The sequence below is a fragment of the Cellulomonas sp. IC4_254 genome, assembly GCF_011603975.1.
In the GTDB taxonomy this organism is placed as follows: domain Bacteria; phylum Actinomycetota; class Actinomycetes; order Actinomycetales; family Cellulomonadaceae; genus Cellulomonas.
The window spans coordinates 1-17,307 of the sequence record NZ_JAANNB010000067.1; the positions used below are offsets into that span (position 1 = coordinate 1).

16 protein-coding genes are annotated in these 17,307 nt (G+C 73.8%); 12 read left to right on the top strand and 4 right to left on the bottom strand.

What is annotated here, in order from left to right; genetic code table 11:
• From G6556_RS08620 to deoC, 12 genes are all read left to right on the top strand, one after another.
• Positions 1 to 1,117 (top strand): mannose-1-phosphate guanylyltransferase (locus tag G6556_RS08620; RefSeq protein WP_240934060.1); only part of this gene is annotated, 1,117 nt, incomplete at its 5' end.
• Between the two features lie 69 nt (positions 1,118 to 1,186).
• On the top strand, positions 1,187 to 2,389 hold the full coding sequence (locus tag G6556_RS08625) for an amidohydrolase (protein ID WP_346774796.1): 1,203 nt from the start codon (positions 1,187 to 1,189) through the stop codon (positions 2,387 to 2,389).
• 230 nt (positions 2,390 to 2,619) lie between these two features.
• Positions 2,620 to 3,714, top strand: coding sequence for a BMP family ABC transporter substrate-binding protein (locus G6556_RS08630; RefSeq protein ID WP_166940401.1), 1,095 nt, complete (start codon positions 2,620 to 2,622; stop codon positions 3,712 to 3,714).
• A 146-nt stretch (positions 3,715 to 3,860) separates the two neighbouring features.
• A complete protein-coding gene (locus G6556_RS08635; RefSeq protein ID WP_166940403.1) occupies positions 3,861 to 5,441 on the top strand; it encodes an ABC transporter ATP-binding protein in 1,581 nt (526 codons plus the stop codon).
• Between the two features lie 101 nt (positions 5,442 to 5,542).
• Positions 5,543 to 6,721: an ABC transporter permease gene (locus G6556_RS08640; protein WP_166940429.1), complete on the top strand. Its 1,179-nt coding sequence runs from the start codon at positions 5,543 to 5,545 to the stop codon at positions 6,719 to 6,721.
• Entirely contained in the window at positions 6,718 to 7,998 is a 1,281-nt protein-coding gene (locus G6556_RS08645) for an ABC transporter permease (protein WP_166940405.1), read from the top strand. The genes G6556_RS08640 and G6556_RS08645 overlap by 4 nt, the downstream gene beginning before the upstream one ends.
• A gap of 132 nt (positions 7,999 to 8,130) precedes the next feature.
• Positions 8,131 to 8,544, top strand: a complete 414-nt coding sequence (locus G6556_RS08650; RefSeq protein WP_166940431.1) for a cytidine deaminase — start codon at positions 8,131 to 8,133, stop codon at positions 8,542 to 8,544.
• The gene (locus G6556_RS08655) at positions 8,541 to 9,845 is read left to right on the top strand and encodes a thymidine phosphorylase (protein ID WP_166940407.1); all 1,305 of its coding nucleotides are present in this window, start codon (positions 8,541 to 8,543) and stop codon (positions 9,843 to 9,845) included. The genes G6556_RS08650 and G6556_RS08655 overlap by 4 nt, the downstream gene beginning before the upstream one ends.
• 209 nt (positions 9,846 to 10,054) lie before the next feature.
• Positions 10,055 to 11,011 (top strand): hypothetical protein, encoded by a 957-nt coding sequence (locus G6556_RS08660; RefSeq protein ID WP_166940409.1) that lies wholly within the window; start codon positions 10,055 to 10,057, stop codon positions 11,009 to 11,011.
• Between the two features lie 150 nt (positions 11,012 to 11,161).
• Positions 11,162 to 11,383, top strand: a complete 222-nt coding sequence (locus G6556_RS08665) for a hypothetical protein (protein ID WP_166940411.1) — start codon at positions 11,162 to 11,164, stop codon at positions 11,381 to 11,383.
• 84 nt (positions 11,384 to 11,467) lie between these two features.
• On the top strand, positions 11,468 to 12,559 hold the full coding sequence (locus G6556_RS08670) for an adenosine deaminase (RefSeq protein ID WP_166940413.1): 1,092 nt from the start codon (positions 11,468 to 11,470) through the stop codon (positions 12,557 to 12,559).
• The gene (gene deoC / locus G6556_RS08675) at positions 12,556 to 13,230 is read left to right on the top strand and encodes a deoxyribose-phosphate aldolase (protein WP_166940415.1); all 675 of its coding nucleotides are present in this window, start codon (positions 12,556 to 12,558) and stop codon (positions 13,228 to 13,230) included. Before G6556_RS08670 ends, deoC begins: the two co-directional genes overlap by 4 nt.
• 112 nt (positions 13,231 to 13,342) lie before the next feature.
• Here deoC and G6556_RS08680 read toward each other — a convergent pair whose 3' ends face one another.
• The 4 genes from G6556_RS08680 to G6556_RS08695 all read right to left on the bottom strand — a co-directional run bounded on the left by G6556_RS08680 (position 13,343) and on the right by G6556_RS08695 (position 17,095).
• Positions 13,343 to 13,696 carry a hypothetical protein gene (locus tag G6556_RS08680; protein ID WP_166940417.1) on the bottom strand — a complete coding sequence of 118 codons (354 nt, stop codon included), beginning with the start codon at positions 13,694 to 13,696 and terminating at the stop codon, positions 13,343 to 13,345.
• Positions 13,689 to 14,225, bottom strand: a complete 537-nt coding sequence (locus G6556_RS08685) for a hypothetical protein (protein ID WP_166940419.1) — start codon at positions 14,223 to 14,225, stop codon at positions 13,689 to 13,691. The genes G6556_RS08680 and G6556_RS08685 overlap by 8 nt, the downstream gene beginning before the upstream one ends.
• Positions 14,226 to 14,251: 26 nt before the next feature.
• The gene (locus G6556_RS08690; RefSeq protein WP_166940421.1) at positions 14,252 to 16,144 is read right to left on the bottom strand and encodes a phospho-sugar mutase; all 1,893 of its coding nucleotides are present in this window, start codon (positions 16,142 to 16,144) and stop codon (positions 14,252 to 14,254) included.
• Positions 16,145 to 16,264: 120 nt separating this feature from the next.
• A complete protein-coding gene (locus G6556_RS08695) occupies positions 16,265 to 17,095 on the bottom strand; it encodes a purine-nucleoside phosphorylase (protein WP_166940423.1) in 831 nt (276 codons plus the stop codon).
• Between the last annotated feature and the right edge of the window lie 212 nt (positions 17,096 to 17,307).

Consider the following 17,307-nt stretch of genomic DNA (forward strand, 5'->3'; position numbering starts at 1 on the left):
GCCCCGTCCGGTCGACGGCTTCCACGCCGTCGTCCCCGCCGGGGGCGCCGGCACCCGGCTCTGGCCGCTGTCCCGCCAGGGCTCGCCGAAGTTCCTGCACGACCTGACCGCCACCGGCCGCACGCTGCTGCAGGGGACGGTGGACCGGCTGCTGCCGCTCACCGGCCGCGACGGCGTGCTGGTCGTGACGGGGGTCCGGCACGCGGAGGCCGTGGCCGCCCAGCTGCCGGAGCTCGGCCCGGGCCAGGTCGTCGCCGAGCCGTCGCCGCGCGACTCGATGGCCGCCATCGGCCTCGCCGCCGCGATCCTCGCCGAGCGGCACGGGCCCGACGTCGTGCTCGGCTCGTTCGCCGCGGACCACGTCATCGACGACCTCGACGGCTTCTGGGCCGCGGTGACCGAGGGCGTCGCGGCCGCCCGCGCGGGCTACGTCGTCACCATCGGCATCACGGCCACCGAGCCGTCGACCGCGTTCGGGTACATCCGGGCCGCGGAGCCGCTGGGCGCGGAGGGTGCCCCGAGCGCGCGGCACGTGGCCGGGTTCACCGAGAAGCCGGACGCCGAGACCGCGGCCGGGTACCTCGCGACCGGCGACTACTGGTGGAACGCCGGCATGTTCCTCGTGCGGGCGGGCGTGCTGCTCGACCACCTCGCGCGGCAGCTGCCCCCGCTGGCCGCCGGCCTGCGCGCGATCGCCGCCGCGTGGGAGGACCCGGAGCGCCGGGACGCCGTGCTCGCGGAGACCTGGCCCGGGCTGACCAAGATCGCCATCGACCACGCCATCGCGGAGCCGGTCGCGGCCGCGGGCGGGGTCGCCGTGGTCCCGGGCTCCTTCACCTGGGACGACGTGGGCGACTTCGACTCGCTCGCGACGCTGCTGCCCTCGGGGTTCGACGGCGGCCGCACGCTCGGCGACGACGCCCTGGTGCAGCGGCTCGACGCCCCCGGCGCCGTGGTGGTGCCGGGCGCGGGTCGCACGGTCACCGTGCTGGGCGTCCGGGACGCCGTGGTGGTCGACACCGCCGACGCGCTCCTGGTGACCACCCGGGCGCACGCCCAGGCGGTGAAGCAGGCGGTCGACGGCTGGCGCGACCGAGGCCGCGACGACCTGCTCTGACCGCCCCCGCCGACCCCGGCCGCGGACCCGGACCTGCCGCGACCTGCGCGGACGGCTAGTGTCGGAGAGGTGATCGTCGACCCCGCCCGGATCAACCAGCTCGTCGCCACCCTGCAGCCCGAGCTGGTGGAGATCCGGCGCGACATCCACGCGCACCCCGAGCTCGGCCGCACCGAGCAGCGCACGACCCACCTGGTCGCCGACCGCCTCCGGCTCGCCGGGCTGTCGCCGCGGCTGCTGCCCGGGACCGGGCTCACCTGCGACATCGGCCCGAGCACGGTCGAGACCGGCCGCCGCCGGATCGCGCTGCGCGCCGACATCGACGCGCTGCCCGTCCAGGAGACGACCGGGCTGCCGTACGCCTCGACCGTGCACGGCGTCGCGCACGCCTGCGGCCACGACGTGCACACCACGGCCCTGCTCGGCGCGGGCCTCGTGCTGGCCGAGCTGCACGCCGCCGGCGAGCTGCCGACCGGCGTCCGGCTGGTGTTCCAGCCCGCCGAGGAGGTGCAGCCGGGCGGCGCGCTGGACGTGATGCAGGCCGGGGCGCTGGACGGCATCGGCCGGATCTTCGCCCTGCACTGCGACCCGAAGGTCGACGTCGGCCGGATCGGCAGCCGGATCGGCCCGATCACCTCGGCGTCCGACGAGATCACCGTCGTGCTCACCGGCCCCGGCGGGCACACCTCCCGGCCGCACCTGACCGCGGACCTGGTGTACGCGCTCGGCCAGGTCATCACCCAGGTGCCCGCGGTGCTGGGCCGGCGGCTCGACCCGCGGTCCGGCGTCAACCTCACCTGGGGCGCGGTGCAGTCGGGCTCGGCGCACAACGCGATCCCCGCCTCCGGGTCGGTGCGCGGCACGCTGCGCTGCCTCGACGTGCGCGCCTGGGAGAAGGCGTCCCAGGTGCTGCACGACGCGGTCGAGCAGGTCGTCGCGCCGTACGGCGTCGAGGTGGAGGTCCGGCACCAGCGGGGCGTCCCGCCGGTGGAGAACGACGAGCGCGCGGTCGCGGTCCTCGAGGCCGCGGCGCGCGACGTGCTGGGCGAGGAGGCCGTGCAGCTCACCGAGCAGTCGCTCGGCGGCGAGGACTTCGCCTGGTACCTGACCCGCGTGCCCGGCGCGATGGCCCGGCTGGGCACCCGCACCCCGGGCGGCCGGACGTACGACATCCACCAGGGCGACCTGGTCGTGGACGAGCGGGCGATCGCCGCCGGCGCCGCGCTGCTGGCCCGCGCGGCGCTGCGCGTGGGCGCCACGCCCGGGGGCTGAGCCGCCCGGGGGAGCGGCGCTGAGCCGGTCGGGTGACCGTCCGGCCGGACGAATGTTCCAAGTCAGTAACGAACGGCCCCGGAAGGGGTCCGGTAACACAGCCGACACCTGCGCGTGGCTAGTGTTCACCGCGAACACCGGACGACCCCTCCCGTCCCACGCGCAACGACGCGCGCGACGACCGGGCAGGCCTCAGCGGACCGGTCGACGACGAGAAGCAGGAGCATCGCGTGAAGAAGATCATCCGTGCGGCCGCCCTCACCGGGGCTGTCGCGCTCGCCCTCGCCGCCTGCGGCAGCGCGCCGGAGGAGTCCGACAGCACCGCCGGTGGCGGCGACACCGGCGGCTCCGACTTCAAGGCCTGCATGGTCTCCGACTCCGGCGGCTTCGAGGACAAGTCGTTCAACCAGTCGGGCGCCGAGGGCCTCGACCGCGCCAAGGACGAGCTGGGCATCAAGGAGGTCAAGGTCGAGTCGACCGCCGAGACCGACTTCACGCCGAACATCGACTCGCTGGTCCAGCAGGACTGCAACCTGATCATCGGCGTCGGCTTCCTGCTCGAGGACCCGATCCAGGCCGCCGCCGAGGCGAACCCCGACATCGAGTTCGCGCTCATCGACTCCGCGTTCAGCGACGCCGACTTCAACCCGGTGACCCTGGACAACGCCAAGCCGCTGCTGTTCAACACGCAGGAGGCCGCGTACCTCGCCGGCTACGTCGCCGCGGGCACCTCGACCACGGGCACCGTCGCCACCTTCGGCGGCATCCAGCTCCCGTCGGTCTCCATCTTCATGGACGGCTTCGCCGACGGCGTCGCGAAGTACAACGAGGACAACGGCGCGGACGTCAAGGTCCTCGGCTGGGACAAGGAGGCCCAGACGGGCTCCTTCACCGGTGACTTCGAGAACCAGACCAACGGCCAGAACCTGGCCAAGGGCTTCATCGACCAGGGCGCGGACGTCATCATGCCGGTCGCCGGCCCGGTCGGCCTCGGTGCCGCCGCCGCCGCGCAGGAGGCGGGTGACGTCGCCATCGTCGGCGTCGACGCCGACTGGTTCGAGACCTCGCCCGACTACTCCTCGATCATCCTGACCTCGGTCATGAAGGAGATCGGCCAGGCCGTGTTCGACACGGTCAAGGAGGCCTCGGAGGGCAACTTCTCCTCCGACCCGTACGTCGGCACCCTCGAGAACGAGGGCATCGGCATCGCGCCGTTCCACGACTTCGACGAGAAGGTCCCGGCCGAGGTCAAGACGGCCGTCGACGAGCTCAAGGCCCAGATCATCTCCGGTGACCTGGTCGTGGAGTCCCCGAGCCAGAACTGACGCACCAGCACCGAGGTGGCCCGGGCAGCACGCCTGCCCGGGCCACCGGTGCGTTCACCCGCGCACCCGGGACCTGCGGCTGTCTCCGGCCGTCCGATTTGGCCTAGTGTGCGCAGCGACACGATCGACCGAAGGAGCATTCCCACGTGAAGCTCGAGCTGCGGGGGATCACCAAGCGTTTCGGCGCGCTGGTGGCGAACGACCACATCGACCTGGTGGTCGAGCCCGGCGAGATCCACGCGCTGCTGGGCGAGAACGGTGCCGGCAAGAGCACCCTCATGAACGTGCTGTACGGGTTCTACGACCCGGACGACGGCGAGATCCTCGTCGACGACCGCCCGGTCGAGTTCGCCGGCCCGGGCGACGCGATGGCCGCCGGCATCGGCATGGTGCACCAGCACTTCATGCTGGTCCCGGTCTTCACCGTCGCGGAGAACGTCGTCCTCGGCTACGAGCCGGTGAAGGGCGGCGGCATGATCGACCTCGCGGCCGCGCGCCGCCGCGTCAAGGAGATCTCCGACCGGTTCGGGTTCGACGTCGACCCCGACGCGATGGTCGAGGACCTCCCCGTCGGCGCGCAGCAGCGCGTCGAGATCATCAAGGCGCTGTCCCGGGACGCGAAGGTCCTCATCCTCGACGAGCCCACCGCGGTGCTGACGCCGCAGGAGACCGACGAGCTCATCGCGATCATGCGGCAGCTCAAGGCCGCGGGCACGTCGATCGTCTTCATCACCCACAAGCTCCGTGAGGTCCGCGCCGTCGCGGACCGGATCACGGTCATCCGCCGCGGCAAGGTCGTCGGCAGCGCCCGGCCCGACTCCGCCGAGACCGAGCTGGCCTCGCTCATGGTCGGCCGGTCGGTGTCCCTCGGCGTGGACCGCGCGCCCGCCCAGGCCGGTGAGGTGGCGCTGCAGGTCCGCAACCTGTCCGTCCTCGACGACGCGGGCGTGCGCCAGGTGGACGACGTGTCGTTCGACGTGGCCCGCGGCGAGATCGTCGCGGTCGCCGGCGTGCAGGGCAACGGCCAGACGGAGCTCACCGAGGTGATCCTCGGCCTGCAGCAGCCGGTGGCCGGGTCCGTCGTGCTCGACGGCACCGAGCTGGTCGGCCGCACCGTCAAGCAGGTGCTCGACGCGGGCGTGGGCTTCGTGCCCGAGGACCGCACCGAGGACGGCGTCGTCGCCGACTTCTCGGTCGCCGAGAACCTCATCCTCGACCTGTACGACCGGGCGCCGTTCGCCCGCGGCATCTCGCTGGACCCCCGGAAGGTGCAGGAGAACGCCGAGCGCCGCACGGTGGAGTTCGACGTCCGCACCCCGTCGGTCGACGCGCACGCCGGGACGCTGTCCGGCGGCAACCAGCAGAAGGTCGTCCTGGCACGCGAGATGTCCCGCCCCCTGCGGCTGTTCATCGCGTCCCAGCCCACCCGCGGCCTCGACGTCGGCTCCATCGAGTTCGTGCACCAGCGGATCGTGCAGGAGCGGGACACCGGCACGCCGGTCATCATCGTGTCGACCGAGCTCGACGAGGTGCTCGCGCTGGCCGACCGGATCGTCGTCATGTACCGCGGCCGCATCGTCGGCATCGTCCCGGGGGGCACCGACCGCGACGTCCTCGGCCTCATGATGGCCGGCGTCCCGCAGGCCGAGGCCGTCCAGCAGGCGGCGACCCACCACACCGTGCTCGGCGAGGCCGACATCGAGGCCTCCGAGGAGGAGAGCAAGTGAGCCAGGCGACCCCCGCCCCCGAGCAGCCGCCGGCCGGGTCCACCGCGCCGGCGCGCCGCGACGACGGCCTCGAGTCCCGCGCCCAGGGCGCGCTGCGCGAGATGCTGGAGAGCAGCTGGCTGGTGACGCTCGCGGCCCTGGTGCTCGCGCTCGTCATCTCCGGCGTGCTGATCGCGGCCGCCGACAGCGCCGTGCAGGACGCCGCCGGGTACTTCTTCGCGCGGCCGGCGGACTTCTTCTCCGCGGCGTGGGACGCCGTCTGGGGCGCCTACGTGGCCCTGTTCCAGGGCGCGGTCTTCGACCCGGGCGCCGCGACGTTCGCCCGCGGGATCCGCCCCATCACCGAGACCATGACCTGGGCCGTGCCGCTGATCCTCGCGGGTCTCGGGCTCGGCATCGGCTTCCGGGCCGGCATGTTCAACATCGGCGCGCAGGGCCAGATCATCCTCGGCGCGATCTTCGCCGGGTACATCGGCTTCGCGTGGGACCTCCCGCCGGTGCTGCACCTGCTGCTCGCCGTGATCGGCGGCGTGATCGGCGGCGGGCTGTGGGCCGGCATCGCGGGCTACCTCAAGGCCCGGACCGGGGCCAACGAGGTCATCGTCACGATCATGCTCAACAACATCGCGATCTACCTGGTGGGCTACCTGCTCACCACGTCCGCGTTCAAGCGGGGCGACAGCAACAACCCGGTGTCCCCGCCCATCGCGGAGAACGCGCTGTACCCGCAGCTGCTCGGGCCGCAGTTCCGGCTGCACCTCGGCTTCGTGGTGGCGATCCTCGCCGCCGTGTTCGTCTGGTGGCTGATGAACCGGTCGACGGTCGGGTTCGCGTTCCGCGCCGTCGGGTCCAACCCGAGCGCCGCGCGCACGGCGGGCATCAACGTCAACCGCATGTACCTGCTGGTCATGCTGGTCGCCGGCGGTCTCGCCGGCATGGCCGGCACCGCGCAGGTGCTCGGCACGGAGAAGGTGCTCACCGCCGGCATCGCGGCGTCCTTCGGGTTCGACGCGATCACCGTCGCGCTGCTCGGCCGGTCCAAGCCGCTCGGCACGTTCTTCGCCGGCCTGCTGTTCGGCGCGCTGCGCGCGGGCGGCTTCGCGATGCAGTCCCGCACCGGCACGCCGATCGACATCGTGCTGGTCGTGCAGTCCCTCGTCGTGCTGTTCATCGCGGCGCCCCCGCTGGTGCGCGCGGTGTTCCGCCTCCCGTCCCCCCGCGGTCCCGGCGCCCAGCCGGCCGAGCTCGCCGCGCCCGTCGTCAAGGAGGCCGCCGCGTGAGCGCCGTCGCCGCCCCCGCCCCCGCGCGCGCCGCGGCGGGCAAGCCGCTGCCGCCGATCTCGTACAAGGCGCCGATCGCGTACGGCGCGGTCGCCGCGGTCGCGCTGCTGCTGTTCGGGATCCTGCCCGCCTCCGGCCGCGAGACGTCGTTCACGATGTTCGCGCCGGGGGAGAACATCGAGTTCACCGTGCCGTCCAAGCCGACGGCGATCGTGCTCTGCCTGATCGCCCTCGGCCTGGCCGCGTGGTCGTTCCAGGCCACGCGCACCCGCCGCAAGGTCGGCGTGTGGCTCCCCGCCGTGTACGCGGTGGTGCTGGTCTTCGCGCTCCTCACCTGGGCCGTCGCGGGCAAGGCGCAGCCGCTGCCGCTCACCAGCCTGCTGCAGGGCTCGCTGTTCCTCGCGGTGCCGCTCGTGTTCGGCGCCCTCGCCGGCCTGGTGAGCGAGCGGTCGGGCATCATCAACATCGCGATCGAGGGCCAGCTGCTGGCCGGCGCGTTCCTCGCCGCGGTGGTCGCGACCATCACGTCCAGCGCGTACGCCGGCCTGATCGCCGCGCCGATCGCCGGCGCCCTGGTGTCGGCCCTGCTGGTCGCGTTCGCGATCAAGTACGTGGTCGACCAGATCATCGTCGGCGTCGTGCTCAACGTGCTGGTCGTCGGCATCACCAGCTACCTGTTCTCCACCGTGCTCAAGGAGAACGCCGGCACGCTGAACACGCCGCCGCGCCTGCCGACGCTGCCCATCCCCGGGCTCGCCGACATCCCGGTCATCGGCCCGGTGCTGTTCCGGCAGACGATCCTCGTCTACCTCATGTACGTCGTGGTGATCGTGCTGCAGGTGCTGGTGTTCCGCAGCCGCTGGGGCCTGCGGATGCGCGCGGTGGGTGAGCACCCGAAGGCCGCCGACACCGTCGGCATCAAGGTCAACCGCACCCGCGTGTGGAACACGCTGCTGGGCGGCGCCATCGCCGGCCTCGGCGGCGCGTTCTTCACGGTCGCGAACGGCCTGGCGTTCGGCAAGGAGATGACCGGCGGGAAGGGCTTCATCGCCCTCGCCGCGATGATCCTCGGCCGGTGGAGCCCGAAGGGCGCGCTCGCCGCGGCCCTGCTGTTCGGGTTCGCCGACAACCTGCAGGTGGTGCTCGGCATCATCGGCACGCCGATCCCGAGCCAGATCATGCTGATGACCCCGTACGTGGTGACGATCTTCGCCGTCGCCGGCCTCGTCGGACGCGTGCGCGCGCCCGCCGCGGAGGGCATCGCCTACGTGAAGTGAGCACGTCACGACCGCCGTCGCCCGCGCAGGGCGGCGGCGGTCGTGCTTCACGGGCACACTCGGGAGCGTCCGAGCAGGTGCCGTGAGACGCCCCGCACCGCCGGGGAGAAGAGGAGACCTGCCGTGCCTGAGATGCCGGAGCGGCCCGAGATCGACTGGGACGCCCTGCGTGCCGCGGCCACCGAGGTCATGCACCGCGCGTACGTCCCGTACTCAAAGTTCCCCGTCGGCGTCGCGGCGCTCGTGGACGACGGCCGCGTGGTCGTCGGCTGCAACGTCGAGAACGCGTCCTACGGCCTGACCCTGTGCGCCGAGTGCGCGCTGGTGTCCGGCCTGCACGTGTCCGGCGGCGGGCGCCTGGTGGCGTTCGCCTGCGTGGACGCCCACGGGAACGCCCTGATGCCGTGCGGCCGCTGCCGCCAGCTCCTGTGGGAGCACGGGGGACCCGACCTGCTCGTCGACACGGTGAGCGGGATCAAGCCGATGACCGAGGTGCTGCCCGACGCGTTCGGGCCGGCCGACCTGGTCGAGAGGAAGTCGTCGTGAGCACCACCCCGAGCACCGAGAAGTTCGACGCCGTCGACGTGATCGTCGCCAAGCGCGACGGTCACCGCCTGACGGACGCCCAGATCGACTGGGTCATCGACGCGTACACCCGCGGCGTGGTCGCCGAGGAGCAGATGTCCGCCCTCAACATGGCGATCCTGCTCAACGGCATGGACCGCGCGGAGATCTCCCGGTGGACCGCCGCGATGATCGCCTCCGGCGAGCGGATGGACTTCTCCGGCCTGCGCCGGCCCACCGCGGACAAGCACTCGACCGGCGGCGTCGGCGACAAGATCACGCTGCCGCTCGCGCCCCTCGTGGCCGTGTTCGACGTCGCGGTGCCGCAGCTGTCCGGTCGCGGCCTCGGCCACACCGGCGGCACCCTCGACAAGCTCGAGTCCATCCCGGGCTGGCGCGCGGCGCTGTCGAACGACGAGATGATGGCGCAGCTCGACGGCCCCGGCGCCGTGATCTGCCAGGCCGGCTCCGGCCTGGCGCCCGCCGACCGCAAGCTCTACGCGCTGCGCGACGTCACCGGCACCGTCGAGGCGATCCCGCTGATCGCGTCGTCGATCATGAGCAAGAAGATCGCCGAGGGCACCGGCGCGCTGGTGCTGGACGTCAAGGTCGGCTCCGGGGCGTTCATGAAGGACCTGGACCGCGCCCGCGAGCTCGCGCGCACCATGGTCGACCTCGGCACCGACGCGGGCGTCAACACCGTCGCGCTGCTCACCGACATGTCGACGCCGCTCGGCCTCACCGCGGGCAACGCGCTCGAGGTCCGGGAGTCGCTCGAGGTGCTCGCCGGCGGCGGTCCGTCCGACGTCGTCGACCTCACCGTCGCGCTGGCCGAGGAGATGCTCGCCGCCGCCGGTCGCCCCGGGGAGGACGTGCGGGCGGCGCTGGCGGACGGCCGCGCGATGGACGTGTGGCGCCGGATGATCGAGGCGCAGGGCGGCGACGCCGACGCGACGCTGCCGGTCGCGCGGCACACCGAGCAGGTGCTGGCCCCGGCCGACGGCGTGCTCACCCGGCTCGACGCGTACGCGGTGGGCATCGCGGCGTGGCGCCTCGGCGCCGGCCGCGCCCGCAAGGAGGACCCGGTGCAGGCCGGTGCCGGCGTGGAGCTGCACGCCAAGCCGGGCGACGCCGTGCGCGCGGGCCAGCCGCTGCTGACGCTGCACACGGACACCCCGGAGCGGTTCGAGCGCGCGAATGAGGCCCTGGAGGGCGGCTTCGACGTCGCCGCCGAGGCCCCGGCCGCCACGCCGCTGATCCTGGACCGCATCGCCGCGTCCTGAGCGAGCCCCGGGTCCGCGACCCGGCCGAGGCCCCGCAGCGCACCGCGCGCTGCGGGGCCTCGCGCGTCCCCGCCCCCCGATCCTTCCGTTGCCGAGCGGGCAGTAGATGTCCCTTCCCAGGGCGCGAAGGGGACATCTCTTGCCCGCTCGGCGGGGCGTGCGGACACGTGGGAGCGAGAATGGACGCTCGGCGAGCGAGGGGAGCGGGCGTGAGCGCGCGATCGGGTTGGCGCAGCGGGCAGCTGACGACGGTGCTGCGGGCGGTGCGCGGGCGGGTGGTGCCGCCGGCGCTGGGCGCGGGCGGCGCGTCCCTCGTCGACGCCACGACCGTCGCCGCGGCCGGCGCCCGGGCCGCGCTGCCGGACGGCGCCCTCGACGGCCTGGACGCCCGGCGGCGGGCGCAGGTGCTCGCCCCGCTCGACGTCCCCGCGGGCCGCACCGTCCGCTGGGGCACCGCCGCCGCGCGCCAGGTCGACGGCACCACCTGCGGCGCGGCCGTGCTCGGGCTGCTCGCCGCGGCGGGCGACCCGCGCCTCGCCCTCTGGCTGGTGTCCGGGCGGCTGCCCGAGGGCGGTCGACCGCCCGAGCTCGCCGGTCTCGACCTGCCGGAGCCCGCCGACCCGCACCACCCCGACGCCCCGACGTGGTTCCGGACCCCCGACGGCCGCGTCGTGCACGCGTCCGCCACCGGCGAGCAGGCCGCCGCGGCGCGCTGGGGGCTGCTGCAGGCCGCGCTGCACCGGCGGAGCACCGCACGGGCGCTCGCCGGCGTGCTGCCGTGGCCGCGTTCCCTCGGCACGCCGCCGTGGGGTGCCGCGCGCCTGGCCCGGTTCCCGGGGGTGCGGTACCGGTCGGTGCTCGTCGACGACACCCGGACGGCCGAGGTCGACGACCTGCTGGCGCGCGTGGACGCCGCGCTCGACCGGGGGGTGCCGGTGCCGCTGTACTCGGGCGGCGACCTGTCCGGCGGGCTCGGCGCGGCGGTCCCGCGGCACGTGGTGCTCGCGGTCGGGCGCGCGGGCGACGACTACCGGGTCTACGAGCCGGGCGCCGGGGCGGTGCTCCCGCTGCCGCGCGCGGCGCTGCGCGCGCCGTCGGGCCCGGTGCCGGCCCTCGGGCACTGGACCCACCTGGCCTGGGCGCTGCTCCCGACCCGCCCGCTCTGACGCCTCGCTCGTTCCGCCGGGGTTGCGCAACTCCACGGTTTCCGACGGTCCGGCGACTGCGTTCGCGCGCGGCGATGCGACCGGTCTGGCGGGTCGCGCGCGTCCGGGTCACGATGGGGGAGTACTCCGCCGCCGACGACAGGAGTGGACATGAGCACCGTTCCCGGCGACCGGACCTGGCGCGACGCCGGGCTCGTCGAGCCCGCGCTGACCGACCTGCCGGAGGTCACGCCCGACGACGACACCGACGCGCGCGACGGCGCCTACGAGCCGGACGACCCGCGGCCCGACCTGGCCGGCGAGGCCGACCCGGGCGACGTCGCCGAGCAGAAGACCGCCGTCCCCGAGGACGAGCGGGACGACTACCCCTGAGCCGCGGTCGCGCGCCGCGCAGGACCACCCGGGCGCCCGGATCCCGATGCGGGGTTCCGGGCGCCCGGCCACTACGGTGGGCGCATGACCGTGACCTTCGAGCAGATCGTCGCGCTGCCCAAGGTCCTCCTGCACGACCACCTCGACGGGGGCGTGCGCGCGCAGACCGTCGTCGAGCTCGCGGAGAAGGCCGGCCACCCGCTGCCGACCACCGACCCGGACGCGCTGGCGGCCTGGTTCCGGGACGCCGCGGACAGCGGCAGCCTCGAGGCCTACATCGCGACGTTCAGCCACACCCTGGCCGTCATGCAGCGGCCCAAGGCGCTGCGTCGCGTCGCCCGGGAGGCGGTGCTCGACCTCGCAGCCGACGGCGTCGTGTACGTCGAGGAGCGGTTCGCCCCCGAGCTGCACCAGGAGGGCGGGCTGTCGCTGCAGCAGGCCGTCGACGCGGTGCTGGAGGGGCTCGCCGAGGGTGAGGCCGCGGCCGCCGAGCAGGGCCGCCCGATCCGCGCCCGCCTGCTGCTGTGCGCCATGCGCCAGTCCGACCGCGCCGACGAGATCGCCGCGCTCGCCCTCGCGAACCGGGACCGCGGCGTCGTCGGCTTCGACATCGCCGGGCCCGAGGCGGGCTTCCCGGCCAGCGCCCTGGGCGCCGCGTTCGCGCAGCTCCGCACCGCCCGGTTCCCCGTCACCGTGCACGCCGGCGAGGCCGCGGGCCGCGACTCGATGGACGAGGCCGTCGACGTCGGCGCCCTCCGCCTGGGCCACGGCGTGCGGCTGGTCGACGACATCCGGACCGGCGACGACGGCGCCCCCGTGCTCGGCCGGCTCGCGCACTGGGCCCGGGACCGCGGCATCGCCCTCGAGGTGTGCCCGACGTCGAACCTGCAGACCGGCGCCGCCGCTTCGATCGCCGAGCACCCCGTCACCCAGCTGCTGCGCCTCGGGTTCGCCGTCACCGTGAACACCGACAACCGCCTGCAGTCCCGCACCGGCCTCAGCCGCGAGCTGCACCTGCTCGTCACCGAGGCGGGCTGGACCCTCGACGACGTGCGGACGGTCACCCTGACCGCCGCCCGCCACGCGTTCGTGCACGCCGACGAGCGCCAGGACCTCATCGACCGGGTCATCGCGCCCGGTCACGCACCGACCGGAACAGGAAGGCACCGCGCATGACCCAGTCCCTCGACGCCGCCGCGCTGGCGCAGTTCGTCGACCACACGCTGCTCAAGCCCGAGGCGACCCGCGCGGACGTCGAGGCGCTCGTCACGGAGGGCGCCTCCCTCGGCGTCTACTCCGTGTGCGTCTCGCCGTCGTTCCTGCCGCTGGACGCCCAGGGCCTCAAGATCGCCACCGTCTGCGGCTTCCCGTCGGGCAAGCACCACAGCGACGTCAAGGCCGCCGAGGCCGCCCGCTCCGTCGCCGACGGCGCGGACGAGGTCGACATGGTGATCGACGTCGGCGCCGCCAAGGAGGGCCGGTTCGCCGACGTCCAGGCCGACATCGCCGCCGTCCGCGCCGCCACCCCGGCGCCGGTCGTGCTCAAGGTCATCATCGAGTCCGCCGCGCTGACCGACCACGAGATCGTCGAGGTCTGCCGGGCCGCCGAGGCCGCGGGCGCCGACTTCGTGAAGACCTCGACCGGCTTCCACCCCGCCGGCGGCGCCTCCGTGCACGCCGTCGAGATCATGAACGCGACCGTCGGCGGCCGCCTCGGCATCAAGGCCTCGGGCGGCATCCGCACCACGGCCGACGCCCTGGCGATGATCGAGGCCGGCGCGACCCGGCTCGGCCTGTCCGGCACCGCCGCGGTGCTCGGCGGCTTCGAGGCGGACGGCGGGTACTGAGTCCCCGGCGCGCCCGCGCCCCGCACGACCGACGGCCCGTCACCCCGGCAGGGGGACGGGCGGTCGGTCGTGATTCGAGATCCAGAGAACAGTCGACAATCAGATCGCGGACTCAGCCCAGATCGCGCAGTACGTCGTTCTTGATGTCATCAATGCCTAGAATTGCCAACTTGACGCTCGTGTACAGCTGGCCGAGTGCGTCGTTGAGGACGTCCGAGTATCCGGTCGCGATCTCGGTAACCTTCATGCGGCGTTCAGACGAGCTGTCCTTGGAAGCCCATAGTTCTAGTCGATAAGGGGGCTCGTCATCCTCGTCGCGAGAAGCCAGATAGTACGTGTATTTGCCGCTCGACGCGGTGTACTCGTCACCACCCGACCACGGCTCCCACTCCAGATTTCTCGACGTCGTTCGCTGGCGGAGTCGGATTACGATGGCAAGCGCGTCGTCGACGTCGATGCTACTCATGATCATTGATCTCCCGCTGGATTCGTGCGACAGCCGCGCTCACCGAGACTGACGCCTTTCCGATCTTGACTCGCGAGATTTTTACGATCTCAACAAGGGGACGCTTTGGTCCCTGAGTCAACTCAGTCTTCGCTCGCCGGGCTGCTGCAACAGATTGTACGAGTAGATCTGCAAGAGCGACATCGTCTGGTTGCATCTTGCCTCGCAACATCTCAGCAACTTCACTCGCGAGACGACTATAGCTAACGAGCGCGCGCTCGGCGGCATCAGCGTCGCCAGACTTGACCGCTGCGTCAAGTTCGTCTTCAAGTTTATGCAGGTTCGGAAGCATCAAGAGCAGATCATTCGCAATTGCACGACTCTGCATCTGCTCTAGAAGGCGCTTCGACTCTTCCGCCGCATTTGCGCTCCGCCTGAGCTGAATCCATGCTAGCCCAAATCCAAGCGCGGTGAACACAAGTTGGGCGAAGGAGAGCCAATCGGCGCGCTCCCAGGCCGACTCGGTCCCGAGCTGCCAAATCCAGTTCATGCGGTTCTGTTTTCGTGTTTTGGCACTTAGACCAGCCCCAGCGCCGCCGCCACGTCCGCGCGCACCGCGTCCAGCCGCGCCCGCGCGGCGACCCGCGCCTGGCCGACCGACGCGTCCGACGCGTGCTCCTCGACCGGCACGACGACCTCGAGGTAGCACTTCACCTTGGGCTCGGTGCCGGACGGCCGCACGATCACGCGGGTGTCGTCCTGGGTGAGCAGCCGGATGCCGTCGGTGGGCGGCAGGCCGTCGCGGTCGGCGTCCGAGCCGGCGGCCAGGTCGACGACGGTCAGGACCGGCGAGCCCGCGAGGACGACCGGCGGGTGCTCGCGCAGCCGCTGCATGGTCTCGGGGATCTGGGACAGGTCGGTGAACCGCGCCGAGAGCTGGTCGGTGAGGTGCAGGCCGTGCTGCCGGGCCAGGTCGTCCAGGACGTCGACGGGGGCGCGGCCCTCGGCCTTGAGGCGCGCGGCCAGGCCGGCGAGGGTCAGGGCGGCGGAGATGCCGTCCTTGTCGCGCACGTGCGCCGGGTCGACGCAGTAGCCGAGCGCCTCCTCGTAGCCGTACACGAGGCCCTCGACGCGGGAGATCCACTTGAAGCCCGTGAGCGTCTGGGCGTGCCGGAGGCCGGCGTGCGCGGCGATCCGGCCGAGCAGCCGGGACGACACGATGGAGTTCGCGAGCACGGGGGCGTCGGCCGCCACCGGCGCGCCCGTCGTGCCTAGCCGGGAGGCGGCCACGCTGCCGAGCAGCGCGCCGGTCTCGTCGCCGTGCAGCATCCGCCAGCCGTCGGAGCCCGCGGCGCCGGCGCTCATGTGCGTCCGCATCCGGGGGTCGATCACGGCGGCGCCGCAGCGGTCGGCGTCGGGATCGAGGGCGATGACCAGGTCGGCCTGCACCTCGGCGGCGAGCGCCACGGCCAGGTCGATCGCGCCGGGCTCCTCGGGGTTCGGGAACGCCACGGTCGGGAAGTCGGGGTCGGGCTCGGCCTGGAGCGCGACGACGTGCACGTCGGTGAAGCCCGCCTCGGCGAGCACCCGGCGGGCGGTGCCGCCGCCGACGCCGTGCATCGGGGTGAGCACCACGCGCAGGGCGGCGTGCCGGGCGCGGGCCTCGTCGGACAGGTCGGCGAGGCCGAGGACCTCGGCGACGTAGGCGTCGACGATCTCGGGGCCGACGGTCGACCAGCCGTCCGCGGCGCGCGGGACGGCGGCGACGGACGGGACGCGGCCGATCTCGGCGGCGATGGCGCCGTCCATCGGCGGGACGATCTGGGCGCCCTGGCCGGAGTCGGTGACGACGCGGCCGCCGAGGTAGACCTTGTAGCCGTTGTCCTTGGGCGGGTTGTGGCTCGCGGTGACCATGACGCCGGCATCGGCGCCGAGGTGCCGGACGGCGAAGGCCAGGACCGGCGTCGGCAGGTACGGCGGCAGCATGACGACCTCGATGCCGACGGCGGTCAGCACGGCGGCGGTGTCGCGCGCGAAGTCGACGGAGCCGTGCCGGGCGTCGTGCCCCACGACGACCTTGGGCGCGGGGGAGACGCCCTCGAGCTCGCCCAGCAGGTACGCGCCGAGGCCGGACGCGGCCCGGATGACGACCGCGCGGTTCATCCGGTGCGGGCCGCCCTCGACGGCGCCGCGCAGGCCGGCGGTGCCGAACTGGAGCAGGCCCTGGAACCGGTCGGCGAGGTCCTCGCGCGCGTCGCGGACGTCGGTGGCCGCCTGCTGCTCCTCGGGGGAGGCGCCGCCCGGGACGGACGGCTCGCCGGCCTCGGCGCGGTCGAGCAGCGCGGTCAGCTCCGCGGCCGTGCGCGGGTCGGGGTCGTCGGCGATCCACGCGCGGACCCGTCCCGCGAGGTCGGCCCAGGCGTCGCCCCGCTCGATCGCGTCGGCCCCGGTCTCGGTGCGCTCGGTCATCCGTCTGCCGTCCTCCCCGGGGCGCCACGCCCCGACTTCGCTGCCTGCTGCGCGGCCCTCGGGCCGCGCTGGTGGTGCGCGCCGCGCCGCCACGGGAGCCCGGGCGGCGCGGCGCGTCGATCAGATGCGGCCGACGATGTCCGCCAGCAGCCGGCTGATCCGCGGGCCCGCCGCGGCGCCGGCCTCGAGGACCTCGGCGTGGGACAGCGGCTCGTCGCCGACGCCCGCCGCCAGGTTGGTCACCAGGGAGATGCCGAGCACCTCCATGCCGACGTGCCGGGCCGCGATGGCCTCGATGGTCGTGGACATGCCGACGAGGTCCCCGCCCATGATCCCGGCCATCTTCACCTCGGCCGGGGTCTCGTAGTGCGGGCCGCGGAACTGGACGTAGACGCCCTCGTCCAGCGACGGGTCGACCTCGCGGGCCACGTCGCGGAGCCGGCCGGCGTACAGGTCGGTGAGGTCGACGAACGTGGCGCCCTCCAGCGGGGACACGGTCGTCAGGTTGATGTGGTCCCGGATCAGCACCGGGGTGCCGGGGCCCCACGCCGGGTTCAGGCCGCCGCAGCCGTTGGTGAGCACGACGGTCGAGCAGCCGGCGGCCGCGGCGGTGCGGACGCCGTGCACGACGCGGCGCACGCCCTTGCCCTCGTAGAGGTGGGTGCGGGACCCGAGCACGAGCGCGTGCTTGCCGGTCGCGGCGATCCGGACGGACCGGATGGTGCCGACGTGGCCGACGACGGCCGGCGCGGCGAAGCCCGGGACGTCGGGCGCGGCGATCTCGGCGACGGTCTCGCCGAGCAGGTCGGCCGCGCCGCCCCAGCCGGAGCCGAGCACCAGCGCGACGTCGTGCTTCTCGACCCCGGTCGCCTCCGCGAGGTACGCGGCGGCGTCGGCCGCGACGGCCAGCGGGTCGGTGGTCGGGTCGTCGAGGCGGGCGTCGTCGGCCATGCGGGTGCTCCTTGCGGTGCGTGCGGCGGTGTCGGTGCGGGGTGGCGACCCGGCGCGCGGGACACGTGCGGTCGCAACGGTCGAGCGTACCGGCCCGGCCCCCGGGAACGGGCCGCGGAAGGTCCCGCCGTCGCGCGTGGCGGGGGTGCGTCCGCGGCGCGAACCGGGAAGATGGACCCGTGACGCCGTCGACCCCCACGCCCGCGCCCGCC

Coding starts and splice junctions, on each gene's coding strand:
- deoC (WP_166940415.1), top strand. CDS start 12,556: ATGACCCAGTCCCTCGACGCCGCCGCGCTGGCGCAGTTCGTCGACCAC.
- G6556_RS08680 (WP_166940417.1), bottom strand. CDS start 13,696: ATGAGTAGCATCGACGTCGACGACGCGCTTGCCATCGTAATCCGACTC.
- G6556_RS08695 (WP_166940423.1), bottom strand. CDS start 17,095: ATGGCCGACGACGCCCGCCTCGACGACCCGACCACCGACCCGCTGGCC.
- G6556_RS08690 (WP_166940421.1), bottom strand. CDS start 16,144: ATGACCGAGCGCACCGAGACCGGGGCCGACGCGATCGAGCGGGGCGAC.
- G6556_RS08670 (WP_166940413.1), top strand. CDS start 11,468: ATGACCGTGACCTTCGAGCAGATCGTCGCGCTGCCCAAGGTCCTCCTG.
- G6556_RS08640 (WP_166940429.1), top strand. CDS start 5,543: ATGCTGGAGAGCAGCTGGCTGGTGACGCTCGCGGCCCTGGTGCTCGCG.
- G6556_RS08685 (WP_166940419.1), bottom strand. CDS start 14,225: ATGAACTGGATTTGGCAGCTCGGGACCGAGTCGGCCTGGGAGCGCGCC.
- G6556_RS08665 (WP_166940411.1), top strand. CDS start 11,162: ATGAGCACCGTTCCCGGCGACCGGACCTGGCGCGACGCCGGGCTCGTC.
- G6556_RS08650 (WP_166940431.1), top strand. CDS start 8,131: ATGCCGGAGCGGCCCGAGATCGACTGGGACGCCCTGCGTGCCGCGGCC.